Raw genomic sequence first — 24,284 nt, forward strand, 5'->3', positions numbered from 1 at the left:
CGACGGCGCGCGTACACCGTCGCAGCTGTACGAGGTCGCACGGCCTCTCGGGTTGTGGCGGAGGGCGACTTTCACGATGACAGTCCGGTATGACACCTACCGTCCGAGATTTGTCACCGTTCCCGTGACAGCGGTCGCCATTGATCAGGTCGGCGTGGCGGGGATCTCGATGACCCCGGTTCGCCTCCTGCCTGCCGTGTCGGGTGGGCGGGACGTGCCGGCGGTTTCGCGGCGGTGAAATGGATTGCCCCGCGATGGTCGAGTGCCGATTCTCCTCACCATGACCAATGTGATCGATATCTACACCGATGGTGACGAGGATGGCCGGTTGGTTCGCGATCGCGACCAGGTGGAATGGGCGCGCACGTGCGATCTGCTCGCCCGCTGGCTGCCACCGCCACCGGCAGTGGTGCTCGATGTGGGCGGCGGGCCGGGACGCTACGCCGAACACCTGACGGGCCGCGGCTACACGGTGACCATCTACGACCTCGTCCCGCGCCACGTCGAACAGGCAGCAGCCCGTGGGATCACCGCGCACGTCGCGGACGCGCGTGACCTTCCCGCAAAGACGGGCACAGCGGACGCGGTGTTGCTGCTGGGACCGCTGTATCACCTTCCCGAGCGTGCCGACCGGGCCTCGGCTCTGGCGGAGGCCGTGCGTGTGCTGCGACCTGGTGGGGTTCTGGTCGCGACGGCGCTGTCGCGGTGGGCGCGTGTATTCGTGCGGGCCGCCGCCGGGCAACTGGGCGACCCCATGTGGCATGAGCACACCCTGACCAGCATGAGGGCCGGCCACGTGGAGGACGGCGATGCGTGGGACCAGGTGGTCTACCTGCACGATGTCAACGAGCTCGCCACCGAGTTGACGGCCGCCGGGCTGCGCGACGCTCAGGTGCTCGGCGTGGAAGGCCCGATCGGGGCGTGGGCCAGGGTTCATCCCCAGCTCAATCCTCATGCGCTGCGACTGGCCGAACGGGCCGAAGTCGCGCTCGCCGCGACGTCGATCCATCTGCTCGCGACCGCGACGGCACCCGTACGGCCTCCCGACCCGGGCGATGACCTGATGAGGGGACGAGCAGTCGGATGATCTCGCATGAGCCGGCCGGCTACCGGTGCCCGTTCTGCGTCCTGATCGCCGGCGGGGCCACCGACATCAGCGGCCCGGACGATGTCGTGGCCCGCACGGACGTGGCGGTCGCGTTCATCGCCCCGTCGTGGAAGCCACACAATCCGGGATCGGTGCTGGTGGTCAGCGCGGTCCACGTCGAGAACCTCTACACATTGCCCACGGTCGTGGGGCACGGGGTGCACGACCTTGTCCAGCAGGTCGCGGTTGCAATACGCCGCAGCTACGGCTGTGCGGGTATCTCCACCCGCCAGCACAACGAGCCCGCCGGCGACCAGAGTGTGTGGCACTACCACGTCCATGTCTCGCCGCGATTCGACGGCGACGACCTGTACCGGTCCCTTCAGTCGTCCACCCACCCCACCCGAGAGGAACGGACCAGATTCGCGGACCTGTTGCGTGACCAACTGCGGCGGGCGTCTCACCAACCCGCCGTAGCGAGCGGCGACGGGCCTGGCCGTGACGGTGGTTAGGCCGTCGAGCTTGGCGGGCCGGGTGCGGATGGTGGTGCTGCCTGACCACGGGAGCCGGTGCCGACTTTTGATGGTCGCGCCCTGGTGGTAGTCGGGCCCGCCGCGGTTGGCGGACCGTGCTGACCTCACAGGTCACCGGATGAGGCCGAGTGTCGGGTGTACCAGCGGGCGAACTGGGCGAAGACCGACTGGTGGTGCCACTGCAGCTGCCAGGTCTCGCGGTCGTGGTCGGGCATCGCCGCCAACGGCTGCGCGGCGCCCGGCGGGATGTACACGGTCCACAGGGGCAGCCTGCCGCTGTGGCCCGCCGGTGCGGTGGCGACGGTGCCGGTGCGCTGGTGGGTGAAGGTGACCAGCCCCGCATCGTCGGCGTAGACGAGCGCGGCGGTGGACGTACACGACCGGTTGTCGGTGAGGTCGGCCAGGTGCGCCATGCCCCGCGCGCCAGCGGCATCGATGAGGTGTTTAACCAGAGCACCCGGGTAGCCGCTGAGTTCATCCAGGCCGAACGCGGAGTCTTCCACGATCAGCGGCCGCCCCAGCCGTTCGAAGGCCTGTTGGGCCTTGTGCCGGGCGACGGCGGCCACGTCGACGTCCTGGATCTCGACCAGATCCAGGCTCACCCGTTCGAGACGGATGTCGTGGCCGGCGACGTGGTCGGCGGCGATCGCGAACTTCGCGGTGCTGCTGGTGGCCATCGCGAGCGGCCCGGTCCAGGGTTGCGGGGTCCGCCGCGACCGCCACCGCACCACACGGGTCTCGCGCAGGTCGGGGAGAGTGAACAGGTCCCGGCCCTCGCGCAGCTTGTCGGCGATCCATCGCATCGTCGGCACCGGCCAGATCCGGCCGATTCCGAGCAGGTCGGGGTCGAGGGGCACTTCTTCCAGGTCGTAGTCGCCGTTACCTGGCTCGATGAGCTCCGGTCCGGTCCGAGCATCGGGATCCCAGGCGTCGACGCGGCCGAGGAAGATCGCATGCGCTTGGCCGTGCACGACCCCGATGTGGACGAGTCGGTGCAGGTCGACACGCCCGCCCAACTCTTCGTGGTTCTCGCGGTGCGCGGCGTCTTCGAGGCTGCCATCGTGCGGTTCGATCCCGCCACCCGGAACGACCCAGTACACGTCCTGACCGGGTTTGGTCCGTCTGATCAGCAACAGCCGGTTCGACGGCGTCACCGCCAAGGTGCGCACTCGCTGCACCACCGGCTCCTCCACCGTCGCGGTGGGTAGATCGGTGAGCAGTTCGGCGAGGAACCTGTCCTTCGCGGCCGTGTAGCTGGCCCGGTCATCACCATGCTCCGCAGCCAGGCGAATCTTGAGGGCAGCGTACGCTTCGGCCAGGTGTGGCTGGTCGCGTAGCCGATCGCGGACGGCCAGGTAGTAGGCCCCTTGCGGGTCACCGTCGGGCAGCACGTGCACGTGGGCAACCCGTACCCGTGGCGCGGTCTCGGCGACGAACAACATCCCGCCCTGATCACCCTTATCCCCACGGAACACATACCCGCACGCGCCCAGTCTGTCGATGATCTGCTCCGGGTCGGCGTGCACGGCCAGCAACACAGCGAGGTCGACGATCGGCTTGGCGGGTAGGCCAACCACGGCCGTGGACCCGACATGTTCGACAGCCAGCGCCCACGCGCTGAGCGCGGCGCGGATGCGGGCAATATGGTCGGCGGCAATGTGTGCCCAGCCCGCATCGTGGGCAACGACTTTCACCGTGCCGTACGCGAGACCCGCGGCGGGGCCGCCGGTGTTCACGGTCGGGTCCCCTCGGTCATGGAGGCGTACTGGGCCGCAGCGAGGTCAACCAGCGCGGCCGTGCCCGTCACCGCCGCAACGAGTTCCGGAGCGTCGATGGCCGCGAGCTGGGCGTGCAGCAGTTCGTGGACCCGGTTGAGGGGACGCTCGGCGGTGTCGGGCAGCTTGCTGGTGAGGCGTAAACGGTCGCCGCGGGCCAGGTACTTCGCGGCCACGGCGACGCGCAGCAGCGTTGTGGCCGGACCTGGCGGATGTGCTGGGGCGGCCGGGTCGCTGTGCCGGTTGATCAACGGGATGAAGGTCAGGTCGCTGCGCGGCAGTCCGACGGTGTCGAACAGCGCCCGGGCGTCGGCGGGGATGGCGGCGGTGGCCTGCGGCCAGGTGTACCAGTCCAGCCAACAGACCGCCCCGGCGATGCCCAGGCACAGCCCCTCATAGGCGCCGCCGACGGGTGCGTTACGGGGTGCGACAACCTCACCGACGACCCGCTGGCCAAACAGCGCGCCAAGGTCGACGCCCGTGAAATGCGGGGCGGGGACGCAGATCAGGTCCAAGTCCGAGAATGCGTCACCGCCACCTCGACCAAGGGAACCGATAAGCAGTACCGCCGAAGCTCCGGCCTGCTGTGCGGCGAGGGTGACCTCATCGAGGACCTCGCCACGCTCGACCGTGAGACGCTCGAGACGCTGGGCGAGGTCGTCGGGACTGATCATCACAAGCTCCGTCCACATCTCGGGTCTTAATCGTGGGTGCAACGTCGACGGCCGCGGGACGTCACGCCGGAACAGCGTCGACCGGAACACCAGCCCGGCGCAGAGGTGGTTGACGGACGGCCCACCAGTTCATCACGCACCACGTGGCGCAGTCGCCCAGTTTTCGTCTCTCACCCGGGTCGAGCGACACGCATGCGCTCACATCGCGTCGTGCCGATCAATCGCGGCGGTCCGCGGTGGCAGCAGCGGCCACGTTGCCCAGATTGGTCAAGCGGCGGCTTCCGTACATACGGTCGCGGCGTTACGGAAGGCTACGATCCAGCCTCGCCAGATCACGCCCGCCCGCCGCTGGAGGCGCGCAACGATGCCATGCTCGGGCAGCGACACGATCCGCGCCGACCGCTGCGGCACCACCGGCCGCCACCGTCGCCGGGTCAGTTCGCGGGCCAGCTGATTGTGTCATGGACATGGGCCACCTCCCGATCAGATACGCCTGCGCGGGGCGGCCAACGGCGGGCCAGGACGGCGACCGTGGCCGTCGACACCGCGACGTAGACCGGGTATGCCAGCGCGGTGATGGTCCAGTCGCCCCAAGCGGCCAACGCGGCGCACAACCCGCCCGCGGCGATGAGCGTCCACGTGCTCGGGTTCTCTTCGCCGGGATGGGCCCAGACGTTGGCGAGGGTCGGTACAAGGCCGATCAGGTCTACCGAACAGGCCACGATCACCGCCACGGCCGGCTGGTCTGACGCCTGCCACAGGGCCAGACCGGCGATGACCATGCTGGCGCAGGTGATGTCGAGCTTGCCGACGCCGCGGTGGCCGCGTCGCCAGCCGACCACCACGATCGTGGTGGTCGCTACGGTGCCGATCCCGGCGAAGACGGCAGCGGGCCAGTCGCCCGTGGAGGCGGACGCGAACGCGGCCATGCCGGTCAGGACCGACCAGGTTGCCCACGTCACCAACCGGGGTTGGGTGATCCCAGCATGGATGCTACGGAGATACGGCACGCTGCTGGCCGCCGCCAGAAGGCTGCTCAACGCCATGAGCAGCAGCCGGGCCGTGTGGTGGTCGCCGGCGAGGTAGGGCAGGAACGCCAGCATGATCAAGCTGGCGGGGATCATCCAGAGCAGGCGGAATATGGGTGCTTTGGTTGTCGATGTCATCGAGGGCTCCGGAGGAATCGTCGCCGTGTCGGCTCTGGCACGGCCGTGGGGGATGCCGCTCGGTGTTCACGGGCGGCCTGTAGGTCAGTGAGAAAGTCGTCAATCTGAACCTGGGTGATGCCGGGAGCGCAGACGATGTGCGAGTACTGCCCGTCGTCGGCGAGGACCCACTTGTCGCGCACCGCTGCGGGTGGGGTGCGCAGGACCACGGTGAACGCGTACGGGTTGCGGGTGGCCTCCCAGCCGACCTGGCCGAGTTGGGCGTGGGTGTAGGCGGCCAGGTCACGGGATGCCTGCGCGCGGGCGCGAAGCCCTTCGGTGCCCAGGGTCTGCAGGACGTGCCAGAGGATCAGCGGAGTGTGCCCGGAGCGGGATCCGCTGATAGTGCTGTCCACGCTGCCGGTGTAGGCAACCCGGGCGTGCAGCGGGGTGTGCGGTGGTTGGGCGTAGACGAGCACCCCGCACGGCATCAGCGTGGACAGGAACTTGTGCCCGCTGATCACTATGGATGTCGCGCCAGCGGTGAAGTCGAACGCTGGGCGCTCTGCGTCAGGCAGCAACGCGAGGGGGATGCCGGACAGCGCAGCGTCAACGTGGACCAACCGGCGGGTGATCGCCATCGTGTGGCAGATCTCGACGATACGGGTCACGTTGTCGACGGCCTCGGTCATCACGGTGCCGGCGGTGGCCACGATGATCGCGGCGCGGTCGCGGCGAAGGCTAAGTTGGCCGGCGAGGTCGTCGTAGTCCATCTGCCCGGTGTCATCGGCCCGCACCATGATCAAAGGGAGTTTGAGCATGCGGGCGGCCTTGGCGACGCTGTAATGGGCGGCGGTGGACGTGTAGACCACAACGTCGGGGTAGGTCTGCCACGCGGCGTCCAGCGCGTGCAGGTTGCCCTCCGTGGACCCGGTCGTCACGTAACCCCATCGGCTAGCCGGGGCACGGAGGAGGTCGGCGATGGTGTTGATGACCTGCTGCTCGACCTGTTTGGTGTGGTTGCGGCCGTGGCCCAGGTCGAACGGGTCGCCCACGTTGTTGAGCAGCTGGGTGGTAAACAGGCCGGCCAGGGCGGGAAAGGTCAGGTCGACCGCGCCGGGAAACCCGATGTCGAACCGGCGCGAGCGCTTCAGCGTGGTGTGCAGGTCGGTCAGGACCTGCTCGACCGGGCCGGACAGGTCCACCGGCGTGTTGAGGTCCGCCGGTGCCGTGGTGGCGAGGTTAGTGGCCACGCTCGCCTCGCCCCCGGGTACGGCGGCGGGCGGCCACGATGCGGGCGTTGTCGGCCTGCCACAGCGTGTCGTTGAGGACGTCGAGCCAACGCAGGATCTCCGCGTGGGCGGGATCGTGGCGCAGCTGGTCAGGTTGACTCCACGACCACGGGTTGAACCCGTACCCGTAGCTGGCACCGAGGCTGTGGGTCGAATGGATCTGGAAGGCGTTGTACTCGCTCATCCCGCGCCGTGAGCACACGATCGTGGTCTGGTCAGTGAGCACCATCGCCACCGTCCCGGGAACCTCCGCGACGTCTTCGACCCGCCGTTGGGCCTGCTCCCAGACGCCGGTGTGGGTGTCCAGGCTGGACAGGCCGATGCCGACGTAGTAGGCATCGTCGTCCATGCCGTTGTCGACACGATTGGTCAGCTCGGTACGCAGGTCAAACACACCCTCGCGCATCCTGTCCACGACCAGGTTGTTCAACCCGAACAGCAGGCGGGGCAGGTGCTCAGTCTCCGGGCCGTGCAACCACAGCTTCGTGGCCGCCTTCACCAACAGGCGACCCCGCCGGATCGGATCGGGTTGCACGAACAGCAACGCCAGCCCGTACGGGGCGAGGGGGTCACGGTAGCGCTGCTCCCAGGCATGGTGCGCATGGCGCAGGTTCATCCACCGCATCCGCTCCACCACCTGGTTACGCACATCAATGGCCGTCAGCTGATCCGGCGGTACGTCGCCCTGCAGGCCCGGCCGGGTGGGATCCTGGGGCGAGTGGGGCTCGCGGGAGGGACCCATGGTGGTCGAGGACATGACGCCTCACACGTCCAGCGCGGCGAGCCGCTGGTCGAGCACACCGATCGGTTCCGGTGTGCCCGCGCCCAGACCGGCGTATACCCGCGGTCGGAAGCGGCGCAGCCAACCGGCCCACACCGCGCCCGCGACCGCAGCGGCCGCGACCAGGCCGGGCGCCAACCACCGGCGTGGCGAGTCGGGCGGCAACAACAGCAACGACGCCAGGTTGCTGATCATGAACATTAGGACGAACCCGCCGCAGATGCCGCCCAGAGTCGGGGCGGCCACCCGCACGAACCACGACTCGGTGCCACCCCGGCCGGCGCGGAAGAACCGGTACACCGCCACCGACGTGGCCACCAGCAACCCAAGGATCGCCAGTGCGCCGATCGTGGACAGCCACGTGAACAAACCCGTCATCGGGTCCGCGCCGGCCACAACGAACATGGCGACCATGACGGCCGCGATCGTCGACTGGACCACCGACCCGGCGACGGGGGTACCGCCGGCGGTGCCTTCGGTCAACTGGGCCAAGCGGGCCGGCAGGACACCTTCGCGGGCGATGCCGAACAGGTAGCGGGCGCAGGCGTGGTGGAACGCGGCCATCGCCGCCACCACACTGGTGACCAGCAGCAGCGTGGCCACCGTCACCACCGACGGCCCGTACGCGCTGCCCAGCACCGAGAACGGCAACCCCAGTTGCGGGTCGCGGGCGGCGTCCACCACATGATCGGGGCCGACCGCCACCGCGACCGCCCACGACGACACCGCGTAGAACGCTCCGAGGAATGTCACCGCCAGCAGCGTCGCCTGGCGCACCGCCGACGGTGAGCGGGCTTCCTCCCCGTACACGGGGCCAGTTTCGGCGCCGACGAACGCGGCCATCCCGAGGGCGAACGCGCCACCGGCTCCGTTGACGAACAGGGTCGACGGCTCGAACGGCGCCCAACTCAAGGTCCCGCCGGCCGGATGGGTCAGCGCCGCGATGTCGAACAGGGCGATCACCCCGATCTCCACCGCGAGCAGGGTGCCGACGATGCGGGCGTTCGCGCTGACCCTGGTCACGCCGAGGATCGCCACGATCAGCCAGACCAGCGCGGCCCACACCCACCACACCCCGCCGAGCAGTCCGACCAGGGTGACACCGACCAGCCCGTACAGCGAAATCTGGATGCAGTGGTACCCCACCAGCGCCACCACTGCCCCCGCCGCGGCAGCCGTGCCGCCCAGGCCCTGGGCCAACATGGCGTAGAACGGCGCCGCGTGTGTCACGTGCCGAGACATCGCCAGATACCCCACCGCCAGCAGCACCAACGCGACCGTGATCAGCACAAACGATGCTGGTACACCGACCACGCCCGTCGTCGCGTAGGTGGCGATCACACCACCGACCAGCACGGTCAGCGGCGACGACGCCGACACCCCGAAGATCCACAACGAGCCCGCGCCGAGCTTGCGGCGGGCCAACGTCACCGACCGCACGGCACAACCTCCTGGCCAGCGGACGCCGCAAGATTCGCCCTCAGGTGCTCGCCACGCATGGGTGCGAAGGAGTTCACCGCGCCACCACCCCGTCCGCGACCGCGCCGGCCGACCGGGCCGGAGCAGTGGGGCAGTCCGACGCACGGCAGACGTCGCGGCGACCGTGCAACAGGAAGTCACGCATGCTGACCGTGACCACGCAGTACACCGGCCGGGCCGGCGCCCGTAACCAATACACCAGGTCGGCCCGCATCGCCGCACCTAGGTCAGAGCCGGTCCTACGCCAGCCGAACAGGTCATGACTCCCGTCGGGCCAGTCCCGACGCACTGCCACCCCCATCTCCCACGGCTGCGCCCACCGCAGCCACCGCGGCACCCCCATGACCCACTCCCTCCGACAAGAAATCGTCAACTGGTTGGCCGACCACATCAGCGCAACCCGGTAAGCGGTCGGGCGCCCCGCGTCCTCCCCGGAGCGAGGCGCCCTCTCCGCTCGGGCGTGGCAACGCCCACGGCCGTAAATCCGGACTCGGTGGCATGGGGGCGGGGACTCCCGCACCGGTCCGGCGACCGCAGCAATGACGATGCCGGGTGGCTGGGGTGCAACGTCAGCCCGACGAGGGGGTCCATGCCGCACCCCCACCCTGTGCGAATGAGGCACCACGACTGGGCCGTACCGCCTCGACGAGGGCGGCTGCGGTCCACGAATGTTGATCTAGGCTTGGTCGTCGTCGATGTATGCCAGGCCCATGACTCCACGCGGTATTCCTAGCCCAGTGGCAATACGCTCGAGCACCTCGTAGGACGTGACGCGTTGTGCCCCGCTGAGGATCGCCCGCACCCGGGTCTCCGACAGCCCAGTTGCGATGCTCAGACCAAGAACGGTGGCCCCGTTCGCGCGCAGAAATCGCAGCATGGCACCGATGTCGCGAGCCGCCACCACGTCGCGGGCCGGTTGGCCCTCGATGAGTTCCGTGCGCCACCACGCCGCCGGCACTGCCGCGACGCCCGCGCTCCTGCGATGCTCGGACTTCACCCGGGTCTCCTCCAGCACCACGACTTGAACGCCGCCATCAACTACAGCGGCGTTGGAAGGCGCCGTCACCATCGCAGCTCGCCGACGCCACGTGGCGGCCGTGTTGTGGCCAGCATTCGTGTCGAAGGAAGGACGCACCAGCCCAGCCGGACGGTCCATCATGGCCCCCCACGATGGCGTGGATCAGCACCACGCAGTCTCGCTACGCTGCGTCATCCGACGGCGACGGAAGGAGGCCAGCCGTGGTGCGTAGGCCACAACCAGACCCCGCATGGTGGACGTCCGCGACGCACGACGGCCGTCCGATCGCCGAAGTCCTGTCCCACCGCGACATCGCCGGCCTGTTCCGCTTCCTCAAGTCACGGGGCTTCAGCCGCGCCGCCATCGCCGCAGCGACCAGCATGTCTGAAACCCGGGTACGCGCGATCACCCAGGGCGGGCAGCAGGTAACGTCCTACGACGTCCTCGAACGCATCACCGACGGTCTGGGCATCGACCGCGGCCTTGTGGGCCTGGCGTACTCGCAGACGGCCCACCGAGTCGCGCGCACCGCCACCACGCATTCCGACCCCGGTGACTACGGTGACTTCCTCGGCGCGCTCGCCTCCTACGCGGTTGGCTCACCACCAGCTAACGCCAATCGGCTCCTACCAACGCCACCCATGCCCACCGACGGTGTACCTGCCGTCGTCACGGACCGGCACGTCGCGGTCCTGCGCGAGATCAGTGACCGGCATCGCCGCTTCGACGCCGAACGTGGCGGCGGATCATGCCGCGACTCCTCGCTCGCCTACTTGCACTGGGCCCACGGCATGCTGCACAGCCGATTCGCCAAGCCGGAGACTGAGCGCGATCTCAAGGCGGCGCTGTCCGACATGTACCAAGTCGTCGGATGGGCCTGCCACGACCTCGGCGACCACGGCGACGCTCGCCGCTACCTCACCGGCAGCATCGCGCTCGCCCGCCAGATCGACGACCTGCCCCTCATCGCGGGCGCCTTCTACCGACTCGGCCGCATCAGCATCCACCAACACCGCGCTCAAGAGGCGCTCCGGTTGTGGCAACTCGGGCAGATCGTCGCCCAAGACAGCGGCTGTCTGGTCTCCGTCGCCGTCCTGCACGCCAACGAAGCCTGGGCCTACGCCGCACTCGGCCAGGACGCGCTGGTCTGCGACGCCCTCGCACGGGCTGAAGGTGAACTCGCCCGCGTCGATGCCGCCACCGTCCCGTCTTGGGCCCGGTTCTTCCTCGCCCCCGCTGACATCAACGGCATCGCCGCCGTCGTCTACAGCACCCTGGCCACACATTCGCAGCACCGCGCCGCGTTCGCGTCTATGGCCATCGAGCGTGCCACTCTCGCCTTCCACAACCGCGGCGCCGGCGAGGCACGCAGCCACACCTTCGACGCCATATCCCTCGCCACCGCCCATCTCCTCGACAGCGACCTCGATCAAGCAGAACAGCATGCCCACACGGCCATTGACATGACCGTCGAGATTGACTCCATACGGGCCGTTGATCGGCTGCACAATCTGGCCACGCTCGCTCGGCCACGGGCCGCCCACCGCGGCATCGCCGAGGTCATCCACCGCATCGACACCGTCACCACCGCACCGGATAGCCTCAGCCGGTGGCGACCCGTCTGAGCCTCGACGAACAGTCCCGTCTTCGCGCCGGCCTCAGCGCAGTGTGCCGACAGGTGAGCCTCGATCCTGACGACGCCGTCTTAATCAAATACACGATGAACGCGGTCTTCCACCTCCACCACGCCGACGTCGTGCTCCGGTTGGCCACCGGACCCACCGCGGCAGAACGCGTTGACCGTGTCGTTCGTGTCGGGGTGGCGTTCGCCGAGTTGGACGCGCCTACGATCCGCCTCGCTGCCGGCTTGCCCAACCCCGTCCACGCTGGCGAATGGTCGGCTTCCATCTGGCAGGCCGTAATCGACGACGCGGATCGACGGTGGGCGCCGGTAGACCTCACAGGACCACTTCGCGCCATCCACGCCATCAAACAAGCGCCCACCACGGTCCCCACCTGGGATCCGGTCGGCAAGTCCCGGCGCCGGTTGGCTGACCTCAGCCTCCTTGCCGACAGCGAGCAGCGCTTCATGCATTCCTGGGCGCAGCAGGTGGGCCGCTCACTCGCACACATCGTCGACCATCTCGGCCGATGGTGCGACGACCTTGAGTCAGCCCTGCTCGCAACGGAATGGGCCCTGCCCGTCGGTGTGATCCACGGCGATGCCCATACCGGCAACTTGCTCGCCACATCCGATGGACACACCGTGCTAGGCGACCTCGACTCCGTCGCCATCGGACCACGCGAGTGGGACCTCGTCCCCGCCGCCCACGGCGCGCACCGCTTCGCCCGCAGCCGCGCCGACTACACCAGTTTCGCCACCACGTACGGCGTCGACGTCACCACGCTGCCCGGCTGGGACATCCTCCGCCAAACCCGAGAACTCCAACTCGTTACCAGCGTCATCGCCTCCCTCGCCGGCCGACCAGCCGTCGCCGACGAACTCGCCCACCGGATGCGCACCATCCTCACCGGCAGCCACACGGCCACGTGGCATCGATACCAGTAATCCAGTACGCGCCGTGTAGCCCTGCCACATGAATCGTCGATCATGGGTGAGAGCTACTCCTGCTCGCCGCCTTCTGGGGCGCTGTCTACCCGCTCATCAAGGTGACATTGCGCGACCTGCAGCCCGTCCTGGTCGTCCTCGGGCTCGCCGCCGCGCTCCTCACTCCAATGGCGATCAAGCAGCACTCAACAGGCAGCACATCACCTCCTACGACGTGCTCGTGCGCGTGGCCCTTGGACTTCGCATCGATCGTGGCTCGATGGGCCTGGCATTCACAATCCCGCAGCAGCTTCGCACCACTGACCCCTCCCAGGGGTCTACCCAGGCGGCATAGCGTCGGGCGACCACGGGGCCTCACCCGTCCAGCTGCGGTGCCCACGTTGTCCCGGTAGGAGTGTCAGTCAGCTCAATGCCTCGTTGCGCTAGCTCTTGCCGGATGACGTCAGCCCTGGCCCAGTCTCGCTCGGCGCGAGCTGATGCTCGGGCAGCGACTAGCTGTTCAATTTCACCGATATCGGCGGCGCTGAAGTCGTCGCGACTGCGGCGTTGCTCGAAGTCCGCTTGGGACGCGGTGCCCAGCTGTAGTCCAAGTAGGGCCTCGACAGCACTCACCACTACCTTGCGTCCTGGCTCGGTAAGGTCCTGGTCCTTGAGTGCCTCCTGCAGGAGGGCGAGTACCTGCGGGGTGTTGAGATCCGCGCTGATAGCGGCATCCACTTGGTCGAGGATCTCGGCGGCCCGTTTGTCGTCACCCGCCGCGTCACCCGCCATCGCCTGGTCGACGACCTGCGGCAGTGGGCGTAAAGCTTCGATGCGCGCCACGAGCCTGCGCATGGTTGCCCTGGTTTGCTCCAGTGCGTCCGTCGTGAAGTCCAGCGGCATACGGTAGTGGCCGCCGAGCAGGAACAGCCGGTATGCCATCGGGTGGTAACCCTTGTCCGCCAGGTCGGAAACCCGGACGGTTCCGCCTTCCGACTTTGACATCTTCCCGGCGTTGAACTGCAGGAACTCGTTGTGCAGCCAGTAGCGCACCCACCGCTCGCCGTCGCTGAGGAATGCCTCAGATTGAGCGATCTCATTGACGTGGTGCAGCTCTCTGTGATCCACGCCGCCGGTGTGCAGGTCAAAGTGGCTTCCCAGGAAGTGCATGCTCATGACGGAGCACTCCAGATGCCAGCCGGGCGCACCCCACCCCCATGGGGATTGCCATCGCATCGCGCGGCGCTGGTCGGACGCCTCGGCCCTCCACAGGGCAAAGTCAGTCTTATTCCGCCGTCCGGCGATTTGTTCGACCCGGGCCCCCTCGAGTTGGCCTGCTACGTCGATGAGCCCAAGCTCGCCGTACCCGGATGATCGGGACGTGTCGAAGTACAGTCCTGTCGGAATCCGGTAGGCGAAACCTGTGCTCTCAAGTTCGGCAGCGAATTCGATCATCGCGTCGACGTGGGCTGTGGCTCGGGGATACTCGTCAGCGGGCAGGATATTGAGCGCGGTGAGGTCATCGAAAAATGCCTGTGTGTAGTGTTGCGCGATTTCTTCGACCGAGCGTCGTTCTCGCTCCGCCGCGGCCTCCAGCTTGTCTTCTCCAAGGTTGGTTTCCGCAACGGCGTGCCCCACGTCAGTGATGTTGATGACGTGCTTTACGGGATACCGCTTCCATCGCAGCGCACGGCGCAGGGTGTCCGCGAATACGTATGCTCGCATATTGCCGATGTGGGGGTACCCGTAGACGGTGGGTCCACAGCTGTACAAGCCCACGGTTTCGGCTCGAGGCATGAAGTCCTCGATTCGCCGGCCGAGCGAGTTATACAGCTTCAGTGGGTGCCCTGAGGTCACCTGTTCCTCCCGATCAAGACCTGCGCGATTCACCGAATGACGCTGCGATCGCGACAGTTTCACCTAGGGCTGCACCGCAAAGCCGTTGGTGAACTTCTCTCGCGTTCGTCAGTTCTGATTCATAAAACGTAGCAGCGGTAGGCCGTCGTCAGCCTTGTCGACATGACAACCGCGAGCGCTTTCGGCGTGTCCCAGTAGCTGCGCCATGGCCGACGTGGGGTCTACATCGGCTAGGTCAGGGGGCGCGAGGCGGTCGCGTGAACGGATCCAGCGCGGCGCGTACGCGACGGAAGCCAGCACACGCGGCTGGTCGGTCAGGTTCGGGCTTCGGGAGTGCCATGTTCGGTTGTCGAACACCACGCAGTCCCCAGCGTGGCCGGTGATCGGGACAGCACCCGCCCATGTGTGTTCATGCCCAGCCGGCGGCAACGGTCCGCAGTGACCGCGCGGCAGCATCACAGTCGGCCCGTGTTGGGGGCTGGGAACATCGCTGAGAAGAAACCCTGCCTTGATCGACACCCGCGGGGCGCCCGCGCCACCGAGGTCGCCGATGAGAGTGCCGCCGTCTTGGTGCCATTCATAGTCCGGCACCGGCCGCTCGCCGGTCGCCGCTGCATGCCCCTGGGTAACCGTCAGATGACAGTGATACACGTGGACGTTGTGACCAAGCATCTGGGTGACGACCCCCAGCACTGACCGGACGGCTACGAGCGACCTGAACCTGGGCTCGACGTTGACGAAGTCGAACTCGTGCAGGTAGTGCTCGCTAGCGTTGGGACGCCGGCGCCAACGCTCCTCGGCAAGTTCGCTAAGCGCGATGGCCTCGGACCGAGCCAACGCACCTTTGATGATCACATATCCGTGATCATCAAAATTCTGCGTGGCGGTGAGCCAATCGGACATGATCGTTATCCTTGCGCCCGTTGTTCGCGGTCGGTGGGTGGCCGCGTCTGATAGTCGTTCTGTCCGTGACTGCGTCCGCGGGCCAGCCATAGCCGGTGGCCTTCGGGTAGTGGCTCGAAGACCTTGACGTCGGCAGGCAGGAACCTGCCCACTAAGCCGGTCCTTGGTCGGTTGGAGCGGTTCGGACGCGCACTGTGTAGGACGCTGGGATGGTGTAGCGACACGTGACCCGGAGGAAGGACGACGTCGACGGCCATGGCGTCGTTGATGTCGGGCAGGTAGCGGCTCAGCACGAACCGATCGGGGTCCTCTACGGCCACGTGGGCGCCCGCTGCTGGCAGGCGATGGCTGCCCGGAATGATCCGGAGGCAGCCGTTGTCGGGCCACGATCCGTCCACGGAGATCCATACAGCGACAGTTCGCTCGGGTGCGTCGAGAAAACGGTGCAAGTAGGCAGTGTCGTTGTGCCAGGGCGTCGCCTTGCCGACGATTGGGCGCTTGGCGAACAGGTGGCTGGAGCCAAGCACTACGTCAGGTCCACAAACGGCCGCAACGAGATCGAGGACCTTCGGATCAAGCAGGAATTCCAGCAGTCTCTCGTCAGCCAGATGCGGCTTGTCGATCTCGTCGGCGAACGACGTACCACGCGCGGAGATCTCCTCGAGGATCAACTGGCTCAGTCGGGCCAGGTCGACACCGGAAAAGACCTGGTGAGGAGTGATCCAGAACCCGTCCGCCTCCAACGCATGACCTATTTCTCTGATCATCGAATGGCTCCCGCCCAGCTCACAGCGTCGGTAGCTGCTTGCGCTCGAAGGTGAACGGCGCATCCTGCCGGATGTCTTCGAGGCCCTCCAGGACTGCTAGCCGGAACTCGCGGCGTCCGCTCCACAGCCCGGTGCCGGCGTACGTGTCGCTCGTGGCCCAGTCGGTCTGTTTCGTGTCCTCGTCGTAGGCGGTTCCGAAGAACGCCTCGTACATCTCCGTGGAGGGGAACGGGGTATAGAAGTGGTGCATCTGCCGGTTGGTGGGCAGCTGGCTGAGCAGGCGTGACAGGCTAAGCGTCTGCTGGCTGTCCTCCTCGGTCTCACCCGGCAGGTCGTGCATCCAGCTGGTGAGCGAGAAGATTCCGGCTTCGTCGAGTGCCCGGCACGCATCGATGGCGTCCTGCCGGGTACAGCCCTTCTTCATGGCCGTCAGCATTCGATCTGAACCGGATTCGGCTCCGATGAAGATGCGCCGGAAACCGACGTCGCGCAGTCTTCTGAGGTCCACGATCCTGGTCAACCGGACGATGTCGTGGGCGCGCATGTTCGCCAGGAGTTCGACGTCGGCGGGCAGCGGCTTGTGCTCGAGGTTCTCCACGATGTCCACGACCCGCTTGGCGTTGCTGGAGAAGTTTGGGTCGAGGAAGCTGATGAACTCTGGGCGGTGGCGCCAGGCGAGGCTGGAAACTTCGTCGACGACGCGGCGCGGCTCCAGCGGACGCCACTTTCGCATGCTGTTGGTGGGTTCGGCGCAGTAGGTGCACGCGTAAGGGCACCCGTAGCTACTGATGTACGAGATCGCTCGGCGGTGCTCGTTGTAATACGCCTCGACGTCGACCAGCTCGTAGTTCATCGCCGGCAGCTCGTTCATGTCGACGATCGCATACGGCGTGGTCGTGACGCCGTCGGCCACGGTGCCCGAGGCGCGTACCTCTCGGCGGCCGTTCAGGAATGCAACGTTGGGCAAGGTCTCCAGCACGTCACGGTCGGGAAGACCGCCCGCCGCCTCGATCGCCTGCGCCAGCTTGACGATGGTGAGGTCGCCGGGACCGAACACGGCCACATCCGCGAGCCGCTCTCGCAGGATGCCGCGGTAGGCGAGTGTGGCGTGGTAGCCACCCCACGCCACCGGGATGCCAGGTTGGATGGCTCGTGCGATCCCGATCGCGGCGATGGCGTTGTTGATGCTTGGCCCGGTCATCGACGAGACGCCGATGAGCTCGGCATCGGTCGCCTCCTGTCGTACTGTTTCGCGCCAGTTCCGGTCGGTCTGACAGTCGATGATCACGGGTGTGTGGCCAGCGTCAACCAGGGTGGTTCCGATCGCGAGAACCGAAAGCGGATGCCAGAGTGCGTTCGACTCACCCGTCTCGATCGGATCCACGGCGGCGAAGAGGATGATCTTCATGTGGTGCGTACTCCGATCGTTGACGTGCCAGCGGGTGGCGGGAGTTCACGGCTTCGATCTGGTTCGGTGTGGTTCCGAAGAGATTCGGGTCCGCCGAGGTGCCAGTTGACGGCGTTCCATGTCTCGTCGTTTAGGCAGTGTGCGTAGCTCGCCGTACGTGTTTGTTGGTCGGCGTGGGTGGAGAGCAGCAGTTGGCGGTCGACGAAGTGGTGGACGATGGCATGTCTATAGACATCGTCCGGCCAGGTGGAATAGACCTCGCGGCAGCGGTGCTCGATGACGTCCAGCAGGCCGAGCAGGGTCGCGCGCGCCGTGTCGATGGCAATGCGTCGGCAGCGCCAGTCTGATGTGAGTGCGAGTAGGGCAGCGCAGAGCTCGTCGCACTCGGCAAGGGCTTCGAGCGTGACCATCCGCCACTTGAGGTGTGGCGGCCACCTTCCGACGAGGAAGAACGTGACGTCGATGGTGTCGCTGAGGATGTGCTCGAAGATGTCCACTGCCGCGTCGGTCCGTCCGCGGAGTAGGCACTTTGTGGCCCCGTCCTGCAGCAGGTTACGGCCGTAGGTCAGCAACTCGACCGCGGCACGGCGTGCCCGCCCGTGGCGGCTGTCAACTTTGGCCGCGACCAGAGCACGCAGGTGCCCTTGAGGGTCGTACACAACGTCGAGCGTCTCGGCGTATGCCTCACACTTGCGGTCGTCCCAGACGACGTGCGGCTGGGACTCGTACGACCAGATGTGCTGGTGGATGTTGATCTCTAGGTCGCCGGTGGGGTCGCGGAATTTGAAGCCGGGCAGCCAGGTAGGCAGTAGGCCCTGGACCGTGTCGACGAACTTGGGCCACGGCAACTCGAGCACCGGTGTAGGCACTGGAACGTCGATGAGCAGAGTCAGGTCGATGTCAGAGTGGCCGTCGACGAATGCCCGGCGGCCGCTCAAGGCAGCTCCCCCGAGCACACCAACGGCGACGGTCTCTGGTTTCGCACAGAGGCGTGCCAGCAGCGGCTCCGCACGGCGGCGCACATCAGCGATGATGTTGGCTGTTTGCACAAACTGGTCGAACGGCATGGCCTACTCCGCCGGGCCACTACGGGGACGCTGGGTCGGCATTCCCAACAACGCCGGTTCGGGCACGGCGTCGCTGGTGTGCGTCACCTGCCCCGTGCTCTGGGTCGGATAGTGGGCCCGGTCGAACACCTCGAAGAACCGCACGTTGATACCTGGGTGGCAAACGGTGATGCCCATCTGGTCGATCTCCGTCCGCGACACCATGAACCGGAACTCGCCAGCCACGTCGAGGGGTACGACGCGAAGCGGCTGGCCGTCGGTAGTTCCGCCCGCCGACATGGCTACCACGGTGCAGGGGTCAGGCCCACAGTTGCGGACCTCGACGTGGACGGCGTTGATGTCGCCGTGCCAAAGAAACGGGCTGCTCTCATACGCCGACACGTCCACCGCAGCTACGGGCTGGCTCGCAATGCCGGCCAAGGGCTGCCGGATGGAGGTCTGGAACCCGCAGACGCTGCAGCATGACTTGTCGGACAGGGACATGACCGTAGCCCGCAGGCCGACCCGCTCGATGAGAAGCGCCTGACAGTTGGGGCAGTAGGTGTTGGCTCCGTTCTGGCCGTAGACGTTGCCGAGGTACACGTAGCGCATGCCCAGTTCGAGAGCCGCGGCGCGGGCACGGACCAGGCGGTCGATAGGCGTTCGCGGCACATCGACGTACTTGTAGTCCGGATGAAAGCGCACGTAGTGCAGCGGGACATCCGCGTCGAGATTCTCGAGCATCCAGCTGGCGACCCTCTCGGGTTGACCTGGGGCGTCGTTGGCGTCGGTGACCAGGAGCATCGACAGCTCGAGGTGACACCCGGAGCGGTAGACCTGCTCGATGCCGGCCAAGACCGGTTCGAGGCGGCCCTTCGTGACCCGCTTGTAGAAGACAGGATCCATGGATTTCAGCGAAAGGCTGAAGATGTCGATGACCTGCGTGAGATCGTCGATGGCGCGGGGGTCGATGTAGAAGGCCGACTTGTAGAGATTGATGATGCCGTGCTGACGGGCGAGCGCAGCGGTGTCCATGACGAACTCGTGCCACACCACCGGGTCGTTGTAGGTCCAGGAGATGATGTTGATGCCTCGCGAAAGGCACTCATCGACCACTTGTTCAGGTGTGTAGGTCCGGACCACGTCGTCGCCGACGTAGCTGGCCTGGGAGGTCTGCCAGTTGTGGCAGTAGTCGCAGTTCATCATGCAGCCGATGTTGCCCATCGACAGGATCCGGGCGCCGGGCGCGAAGTTGAACACGGCTTCGGTCTCGATGTTCTCCTCAGTCATCGCGACTGACTTGCCGTAGTTCAGGGTCACCAGCGCGCCGCCCCGGTTCACACGCACTCGACAGAATCCGCTGCTGCCGTCCTTGATGCGGCAGTTGCGTGGCGACAGGTGGCACACCACGCTCCCGTCGTCCTGGGGTGTCCAGAGTCGCGCGGGGTGTGTCTCACGCTGCCACTTGTGCTGCTGCACGTCGCGGGGCATGTGGCCTCCAAGTCCAGTCAGTGGGTCAGCAGGACGCGCTGGCCTGCAGGGCCTGCGCTAGGTCGGCGATGAGGTCATCGGCGGTTTCCAGGCCGATAGACAGACGGACCATGGTGTCCGTAACTCCGGCCGCGGCTCGCTCCGAGGGGTCCATCTGGGAGTGGGTGGTGCTGGCCGGATGCATGACAAGGCTGCGGATGTCGCCTATGTTCGCCGCATGGCTAAAGAGCCGAAGCGCCTGGACGAATCGGATCGCGCGGTCAGGGCCGCCTGCGATGTCGAAGCAGAAGACCGCGCCGGCGCCGCGTGGGAGGTACTTTTCGACCATCGGCCGGTACGGACTCGACGGCAAGCCGGCATAGCCGACGCCTTCCACGTCGCGTTGGGTATCCAACCAACACGCGACCGCGACGGCGTTCTCGACGTGGCGTTGCATGCGCAGGCTGAGGGTTTCAATGCCCTGGAGCGCCGCCCACGCGGTGAAGGGTGACAGCGCGGGACCAAGGTCGCGCAACAGGTTGTAGCGCGCCCGGGCGACGAACGGGGCTGAGGGAAAGCGGTCGCAGAAGCTGATCCGATACCCGGGATCCAGCTCCATCAGTCGGGGATAACGACCTGATGAGGCGTAGTCGAACGAACTGCCCTCAACGATGACTCCGGCCACAGCGGTGCCATGGCCGCCAAGGAATTTGGTAGCCGAGTGCAGGACCAGATCCGCCCCCACCTCCAGAGGGCGGAACAGGTACGGCGTCGCGGCGGTGTTGTCGACCGCGAAAAGGACGCCGTGTTGGTGCGCCACAGCTGCGATGGCGCTGAGGTCGTAGACCGAGTTCGTAGGATTTCCGATCGTTTCGACGAACAGCAACTTGGTATTGGGACGGATAGCAGCTGCCCAACTGGACGGGCTCTGTGGGTCCGCGACTGTCGTCACGTCGATCCCCGTGTCGTACAGGGTCCGGCGCAGAAGGTTCGTGCTGCCTCCGTACAAGACGGGAGATGCCACGATGTGTTCGCCAGCCCGAGCGGCATTCAGAAATAGGATCATCTCGGCGGCCTGGCCGCTGGCAACGGCCAGAGCATCGCTCCCGCCTTCGAGGGCACAAATCCGACCTTCCAGAGCTTGGATGGTTGGGTTGCCCATGCGGGTGTAGATCGGCCCTTGCTCGTCCAGACTGAACAGTCGGGCTGCCCGCTCGAAGTCGCCCAGGAGGAATGCATTGCCCGGATAGATCGGCACCTGTCGGGCGCCGAGCGGACCGTCTGGTTCCGTAGCGGCGTGGATCTGCGTCGTTTCGAAACCCGGGCTCATGCGGCGCACCGACTCACCATCTGCATCGACCCCGCGACGGTGAGGATCACGTCAACGGCGCGGTCGACATCGGCTTCCGCTATGTCCTGATGGACGACGGCGCGGACTCGGTGCGCTTCTGGTCGGAACAGCAGTACACCGAGTTCTTTGCAGCCGTCAAAGAACTCAGAGCTGTCGGTCACCCGCAGTTCGACCATGTTGATGTTGTGAGACACCAGGTCCGGGCCGAGTTCTCCGGCAAGGCGCTCACCGAGCCGACATGCCAACTCGCAGTCGCCTGTCATTCGGCCCAGTCTCGCCTCGAGTGCAGCCAGGGCGGCATTTGCCAGCGGACCCGGACGTGCCCAACCACCCCCGAGTGCACGACGAACCTCAATGGCATGGGAACGATGTGCCCCACGGAACAGTAGTGCTGCTCCCACCGGTGCACCCGGTCCCTTCACCAAGGAGACAGCCAACGCGTCATAGACGCTCCCGTACACAGTCCAGGGAACGCTGGCGGAAGGATTGCGGTACCACAGGCGTGCGCCGTCGCAGTACGAGGCCACGCCGAGATGCCGCAACTCACTCGTTAGCCGCTCTACCTCAGCCCATGGCTGCGGGGACCCACCGAGTCCGATGTGCGGGTCCTCAATGCACACCAGCCTCGTCGGCCGCGTCGTGTGACTGGTCCGCACGAGTGCTAGGACCGCATCCGCTTCAAGCAATCCGTCGCCACTCGAATAGGTGCGCGCCTGGCGCCCGAGAAGGTTCGACAGCGACCCATACTCCGCTTTGAGCATGTGAGCCCATACGTCGAGAAGAATTTCCCCTTCTGGCGGACACAGTACGCTCGCAGCGATGATATTTGCCATGCGACCGGTGGGCACGAAGAGCGCTTCGCTCATTCCAAACAATTCAGCAAGGAACGTCTCTAGCTGATGTACGGCAGCATCCTCGTCATACGTATCGTTTCCGCCGACCTCGGAGAACAGAGCAGCCCTGACGGAACGGTCAAGTCGTGCGCTCGACTCGGACCTCAGGTCGATCATTTCATGTCCCGGAGGGGAGGTGATACTGCCGCCTCGTGGCCCATGCCCGTGTTTCTCCATTCTCCGTCGCCTCCCACCACGAGCTGCTGCCGCCTCACGGAGGGGGCAATCCGCGACCGTCTGCCTCCGGCGCTGGATCGCCACGACACGCATTGGTCAATCACGGCGGTGGAAGCTTGTCGCTCAGGAGGCGAGTCTGCCAAGCAAAGGACCCGAGCATCAGCCCCAACGTGACGGCCCAGGGTCGCCCCCCACGATGGAGGGCCACTATGGACGCCCACGGTGATTGCATCCGGCAATGCCACCTGCGCCAGCCAGTCGATCACAACGAACCAGACTCGTGCGGGCCGCAACACGAAGATCAAAGTGGCCGATTCCGCGCCATCTCACATCCTCGCGCCCCCATCATGAAACACGCCCGTTTCTAATCACTCGCGCTACAGCGACTTACACCGCCATGGTGTTAAGGTGCATTCCGTGCGGCTCGTTGGCAGAAGAACCGCACAAGATGATCCAGCTGTCGACATCTGGGTGGGTTGGCTGAGTGGCCAGGCGAGGGCCTGCAAAGCCCTATACGCGGGTTCGATTCCCGCACCCGCCTCCGATTGCACCAATGCGCCGGGCGTCCTCAACGGATCCTTGGCAGCGAAGACCGCCCAACGCTGGGCCGACCTTCACACGAGCCACCCGTTGTATTCGACCGTGGATCTCGCGTGAGCGGCATCTCGAGTAACACGTTTGGGACTGATCACAGGCCCAGTGCTTTAGGCACACCAGCCCGTGACCGTGACGGGAACACCGCCGCCGCCCAGTGATCGAAGGTGAGTCACACCGATCTACGGCCCGACCGGCCGCGACAGGAACTGCGGCGACACCGTGACGTGGGTGAGCAGCGGGGTCATCGTGGTCCCTGAAGCGCGTGGCCTGCCGGCGCGAGGGCTCGGGCCGTCTCTTGGTGGCACCTTGGGGGTCTGCCGTGGACCGGCGCGATGGGCTGTTGAGACGCATCCTGATCGGTCAACCTCGAAGTCGGCGTCCGGTGCCCGTTCCACGACAACGGACCGCCTCCAAGCCAAGTTCCCGCAAAGGAGAAGACAGGTGAATACCGTTTCGCCGTCGAACAAGGTTGTCGGCCAGCGCGCGGCCGAGATCCTCACGCTCATGCAGGCGCACCCGGCATACGAGCGGTTGCGCACGTCGTCGATGAAGTACTCCACGTGCTGGGCGACGTTCACCGGCTACCCGACGATCTCGCAGTGGTCGCTGGAGCGTGACGCGCAGCCGCTGCTGGTCGAGGCGCTACGGGTGCTGGCGCTCAAGGCGGCCGTGTTCGAGCTGACCGCAGGTGACGAGGCCGCCGCGGAGCTGCTCGTTCCCGCGCCGATCGACGAGATGATCCACGCAGTGCTGGCCCAGTTCACCGTGATGACTACCCTGCAGGCCGACCTGGGGGTGACGTTCCCGCACGCGACCGAACTGGAGCGGTTCACCTACACCCGCGGCTGCGACACGGACGCGCTCTACAGCGCGGCGGGATGGGGTGAGCAGCCGCTGCGGTACTGGCTCGACGCGGCCGAGGTGAACCGGCGGCTGGGCATCCTCAACCGCCATTACGGCGAGGCGGGCATCGGCCGCGACGGCGCCAGCCACGACATCGACTTCGACACGCTGGCGCCGGCAGCCGGTTAACGGGTCAGTTCTACCGCGAGCACCCGCCGCATCGCGGCCACGACATCCCGGTCAGGAAAACGTTGCAGGGCAGCCCGCTCGGCCCGGCTGATGGCGGCGGCCAACGAGTTCGACGACACGACGCGTAGCTGGCCCACCAGCCAGCCTTCCAAATCGGCCACGTCGTCGGGAAGCTCTAAGGCCGCCGCCGTCGGCAGCGGCGCCGGCGCGTCCAGCGGGGGCAGCGGCTCGCCGACGGAGGCGTACCGGCCGGGTGCCAGTCCGACCCGGTACGGGTGCACGCACACGGCCACACCGTCGCGGTCGACCCGCCACCCGACGCTCGGGTCGTAGGCGTACTCGCGTCCGGGACGGTCCACCACGTCGAAACGGCCCGGACCCAAGACCTGCGCCGGGCACACGACACAGGTGTTCTCGCACCACTGCGGCAACGGCCCATCCGACATGCGGC

22 protein-coding genes and 1 tRNA gene are annotated in these 24,284 nt (G+C 66.6%); 6 read left to right on the forward strand and 17 right to left on the reverse strand.

Going from position 1 to position 24,284, the window contains the following annotated elements; all coding sequences use genetic code 11:
- Positions 1 to 280: 280 nt before the first annotated feature.
- Entirely contained in the window at positions 281 to 1,087 is an 807-nt protein-coding gene (locus ABD211_RS12210; RefSeq protein ID WP_344129559.1) for a class I SAM-dependent methyltransferase, read from the forward strand.
- Positions 1,084 to 1,599 carry an HIT family protein gene (locus ABD211_RS12215; RefSeq protein ID WP_344129562.1) on the forward strand — a complete coding sequence of 172 codons (516 nt, stop codon included), beginning with the start codon at positions 1,084 to 1,086 and terminating at the stop codon, positions 1,597 to 1,599. Before ABD211_RS12210 ends, ABD211_RS12215 begins: the two co-directional genes overlap by 4 nt.
- 125 nt (positions 1,600 to 1,724) lie before the next feature.
- Here ABD211_RS12215 and ABD211_RS12220 read toward each other — a convergent pair whose 3' ends face one another.
- From ABD211_RS12220 to ABD211_RS12255, 8 genes are all read right to left on the reverse strand, one after another.
- Positions 1,725 to 3,356 (reverse strand): non-canonical purine NTP pyrophosphatase, encoded by a 1,632-nt coding sequence (locus tag ABD211_RS12220; RefSeq protein WP_344129565.1) that lies wholly within the window; start codon positions 3,354 to 3,356, stop codon positions 1,725 to 1,727.
- The gene (locus ABD211_RS12225; RefSeq protein WP_344129568.1) at positions 3,353 to 4,069 is read right to left on the reverse strand and encodes a hypothetical protein; all 717 of its coding nucleotides are present in this window, start codon (positions 4,067 to 4,069) and stop codon (positions 3,353 to 3,355) included. Before ABD211_RS12225 ends, ABD211_RS12220 begins: the two co-directional genes overlap by 4 nt.
- Positions 4,070 to 4,503: 434 nt before the next feature.
- The gene (locus tag ABD211_RS12230) at positions 4,504 to 5,193 is read right to left on the reverse strand and encodes a hypothetical protein (protein WP_344129571.1); all 690 of its coding nucleotides are present in this window, start codon (positions 5,191 to 5,193) and stop codon (positions 4,504 to 4,506) included.
- A 38-nt stretch (positions 5,194 to 5,231) separates the two neighbouring features.
- Entirely contained in the window at positions 5,232 to 6,467 is a 1,236-nt protein-coding gene (locus ABD211_RS12235; protein WP_344129574.1) for a histidine decarboxylase, read from the reverse strand.
- Complete coding sequence (locus ABD211_RS12240) at positions 6,457 to 7,263, reverse strand: hypothetical protein (RefSeq protein ID WP_344129577.1); 807 nt, start codon at positions 7,261 to 7,263, stop codon at positions 6,457 to 6,459. The genes ABD211_RS12235 and ABD211_RS12240 overlap by 11 nt, the downstream gene beginning before the upstream one ends.
- 6 nt (positions 7,264 to 7,269) lie before the next feature.
- Positions 7,270 to 8,727, reverse strand: coding sequence for an APC family permease (locus ABD211_RS12245; protein WP_344129580.1), 1,458 nt, complete (start codon positions 8,725 to 8,727; stop codon positions 7,270 to 7,272).
- 73 nt (positions 8,728 to 8,800) lie between these two features.
- Positions 8,801 to 9,109 (reverse strand): hypothetical protein, encoded by a 309-nt coding sequence (locus tag ABD211_RS12250; protein WP_344129583.1) that lies wholly within the window; start codon positions 9,107 to 9,109, stop codon positions 8,801 to 8,803.
- A 333-nt stretch (positions 9,110 to 9,442) separates the two neighbouring features.
- Positions 9,443 to 9,925: a hypothetical protein gene (locus ABD211_RS12255; RefSeq protein WP_344129586.1), complete on the reverse strand. Its 483-nt coding sequence runs from the start codon at positions 9,923 to 9,925 to the stop codon at positions 9,443 to 9,445.
- A gap of 80 nt (positions 9,926 to 10,005) precedes the next feature.
- On the opposite strand from ABD211_RS12255, the gene ABD211_RS12260 reads away from it, so the two are divergent.
- A complete protein-coding gene (locus tag ABD211_RS12260) occupies positions 10,006 to 11,409 on the forward strand; it encodes an NsdA family TPR-like regulatory protein (RefSeq protein WP_344129588.1) in 1,404 nt (467 codons plus the stop codon).
- Positions 11,394 to 12,353, forward strand: coding sequence for a phosphotransferase (locus ABD211_RS12265; RefSeq protein WP_344129592.1), 960 nt, complete (start codon positions 11,394 to 11,396; stop codon positions 12,351 to 12,353). The genes ABD211_RS12260 and ABD211_RS12265 overlap by 16 nt, the downstream gene beginning before the upstream one ends.
- A gap of 354 nt (positions 12,354 to 12,707) precedes the next feature.
- On the opposite strand, the gene cysS is transcribed toward ABD211_RS12265, so the two are convergent.
- The 8 genes from cysS to ABD211_RS12305 are packed head-to-tail and all read right to left on the reverse strand — an operon-like array spanning position 12,708 to position 22,144.
- On the reverse strand, positions 12,708 to 14,252 hold the full coding sequence (cysS, locus tag ABD211_RS12270; RefSeq protein WP_344129595.1) for a cysteine--tRNA ligase: 1,545 nt from the start codon (positions 14,250 to 14,252) through the stop codon (positions 12,708 to 12,710).
- Positions 14,253 to 14,297: 45 nt separating this feature from the next.
- Entirely contained in the window at positions 14,298 to 15,092 is a 795-nt protein-coding gene (locus ABD211_RS12275; protein ID WP_344129598.1) for a phytanoyl-CoA dioxygenase family protein, read from the reverse strand.
- Positions 15,093 to 15,097: 5 nt separating this feature from the next.
- The gene (locus ABD211_RS12280; protein WP_344129601.1) at positions 15,098 to 15,835 is read right to left on the reverse strand and encodes a phytanoyl-CoA dioxygenase family protein; all 738 of its coding nucleotides are present in this window, start codon (positions 15,833 to 15,835) and stop codon (positions 15,098 to 15,100) included.
- A 43-nt stretch (positions 15,836 to 15,878) separates the two neighbouring features.
- Complete coding sequence (locus ABD211_RS12285) at positions 15,879 to 17,267, reverse strand: B12-binding domain-containing radical SAM protein (RefSeq protein ID WP_344129604.1); 1,389 nt, start codon at positions 17,265 to 17,267, stop codon at positions 15,879 to 15,881.
- Positions 17,264 to 18,334, reverse strand: a complete 1,071-nt coding sequence (locus ABD211_RS12290) for a hypothetical protein (protein WP_344129607.1) — start codon at positions 18,332 to 18,334, stop codon at positions 17,264 to 17,266. Before ABD211_RS12290 ends, ABD211_RS12285 begins: the two co-directional genes overlap by 4 nt.
- Before the next feature lie 3 nt (positions 18,335 to 18,337).
- Positions 18,338 to 19,804: an AmmeMemoRadiSam system radical SAM enzyme gene (amrS, locus tag ABD211_RS12295; RefSeq protein ID WP_344129610.1), complete on the reverse strand. Its 1,467-nt coding sequence runs from the start codon at positions 19,802 to 19,804 to the stop codon at positions 18,338 to 18,340.
- A gap of 25 nt (positions 19,805 to 19,829) precedes the next feature.
- Positions 19,830 to 21,113 (reverse strand): O-acetylhomoserine aminocarboxypropyltransferase/cysteine synthase family protein, encoded by a 1,284-nt coding sequence (locus ABD211_RS12300; RefSeq protein ID WP_344129644.1) that lies wholly within the window; start codon positions 21,111 to 21,113, stop codon positions 19,830 to 19,832.
- Positions 21,110 to 22,144, reverse strand: a complete 1,035-nt coding sequence (locus tag ABD211_RS12305) for a threonine aldolase family protein (RefSeq protein WP_344129613.1) — start codon at positions 22,142 to 22,144, stop codon at positions 21,110 to 21,112. The genes ABD211_RS12300 and ABD211_RS12305 overlap by 4 nt, the downstream gene beginning before the upstream one ends.
- A 530-nt stretch (positions 22,145 to 22,674) precedes the next feature.
- Here ABD211_RS12305 and ABD211_RS12310 point away from each other — a divergent pair.
- Both ABD211_RS12310 and ABD211_RS12315 read left to right on the forward strand, forming a co-directional pair.
- A tRNA-Cys gene (locus tag ABD211_RS12310) sits at positions 22,675 to 22,745 on the forward strand.
- A gap of 560 nt (positions 22,746 to 23,305) precedes the next feature.
- Positions 23,306 to 23,833, forward strand: coding sequence for a hypothetical protein (locus tag ABD211_RS12315; RefSeq protein WP_344129647.1), 528 nt, complete (start codon positions 23,306 to 23,308; stop codon positions 23,831 to 23,833).
- On the opposite strand, the gene ABD211_RS12320 is transcribed toward ABD211_RS12315, so the two are convergent.
- Positions 23,830 to 24,279: a hypothetical protein gene (locus ABD211_RS12320; RefSeq protein ID WP_344129616.1), complete on the reverse strand. Its 450-nt coding sequence runs from the start codon at positions 24,277 to 24,279 to the stop codon at positions 23,830 to 23,832. The two genes, ABD211_RS12315 and ABD211_RS12320, sit on opposite strands and share 4 nt — an antisense overlap.
- Positions 24,280 to 24,284 lie beyond the last annotated feature (5 nt).

It is taken from the genome of Luedemannella flava (assembly GCF_039528515.1).
GTDB lineage: Bacteria > Actinomycetota > Actinomycetes > Mycobacteriales > Micromonosporaceae > Luedemannella > Luedemannella flava.

Bases quoted from the DNA above. Each gene is read 5' to 3' on its own strand.
- ABD211_RS12250 (WP_344129583.1), bottom strand. From the start codon at position 9,109: ATGGGGGTGCCGCGGTGGCTGCGGTGGGCGCAGCCGTGGGAGATGGGG.
- ABD211_RS12255 (WP_344129586.1), bottom strand. From the start codon at position 9,925: ATGATGGACCGTCCGGCTGGGCTGGTGCGTCCTTCCTTCGACACGAAT.
- ABD211_RS12230 (WP_344129571.1), bottom strand. From the start codon at position 5,193: ATGATCCCCGCCAGCTTGATCATGCTGGCGTTCCTGCCCTACCTCGCC.
- ABD211_RS12300 (WP_344129644.1), bottom strand. From the start codon at position 21,113: ATGAGCCCGGGTTTCGAAACGACGCAGATCCACGCCGCTACGGAACCA.
- ABD211_RS12275 (WP_344129598.1), bottom strand. From the start codon at position 15,092: ATGTCCGATTGGCTCACCGCCACGCAGAATTTTGATGATCACGGATAT.
- ABD211_RS12285 (WP_344129604.1), bottom strand. From the start codon at position 17,267: ATGAAGATCATCCTCTTCGCCGCCGTGGATCCGATCGAGACGGGTGAG.
- ABD211_RS12210 (WP_344129559.1), top strand. From the start codon at position 281: ATGACCAATGTGATCGATATCTACACCGATGGTGACGAGGATGGCCGG.
- ABD211_RS12225 (WP_344129568.1), bottom strand. From the start codon at position 4,069: ATGATCAGTCCCGACGACCTCGCCCAGCGTCTCGAGCGTCTCACGGTC.
- ABD211_RS12305 (WP_344129613.1), bottom strand. From the start codon at position 22,144: ATGATCGACCTGAGGTCCGAGTCGAGCGCACGACTTGACCGTTCCGTC.
- ABD211_RS12320 (WP_344129616.1), bottom strand. From the start codon at position 24,279: ATGTCGGATGGGCCGTTGCCGCAGTGGTGCGAGAACACCTGTGTCGTG.
- ABD211_RS12240 (WP_344129577.1), bottom strand. From the start codon at position 7,263: ATGTCCTCGACCACCATGGGTCCCTCCCGCGAGCCCCACTCGCCCCAG.
- ABD211_RS12215 (WP_344129562.1), top strand. From the start codon at position 1,084: ATGATCTCGCATGAGCCGGCCGGCTACCGGTGCCCGTTCTGCGTCCTG.
- amrS (WP_344129610.1), bottom strand. From the start codon at position 19,804: ATGCCCCGCGACGTGCAGCAGCACAAGTGGCAGCGTGAGACACACCCC.
- ABD211_RS12315 (WP_344129647.1), top strand. From the start codon at position 23,306: ATGCAGGCGCACCCGGCATACGAGCGGTTGCGCACGTCGTCGATGAAG.
- ABD211_RS12290 (WP_344129607.1), bottom strand. From the start codon at position 18,334: ATGCCGTTCGACCAGTTTGTGCAAACAGCCAACATCATCGCTGATGTG.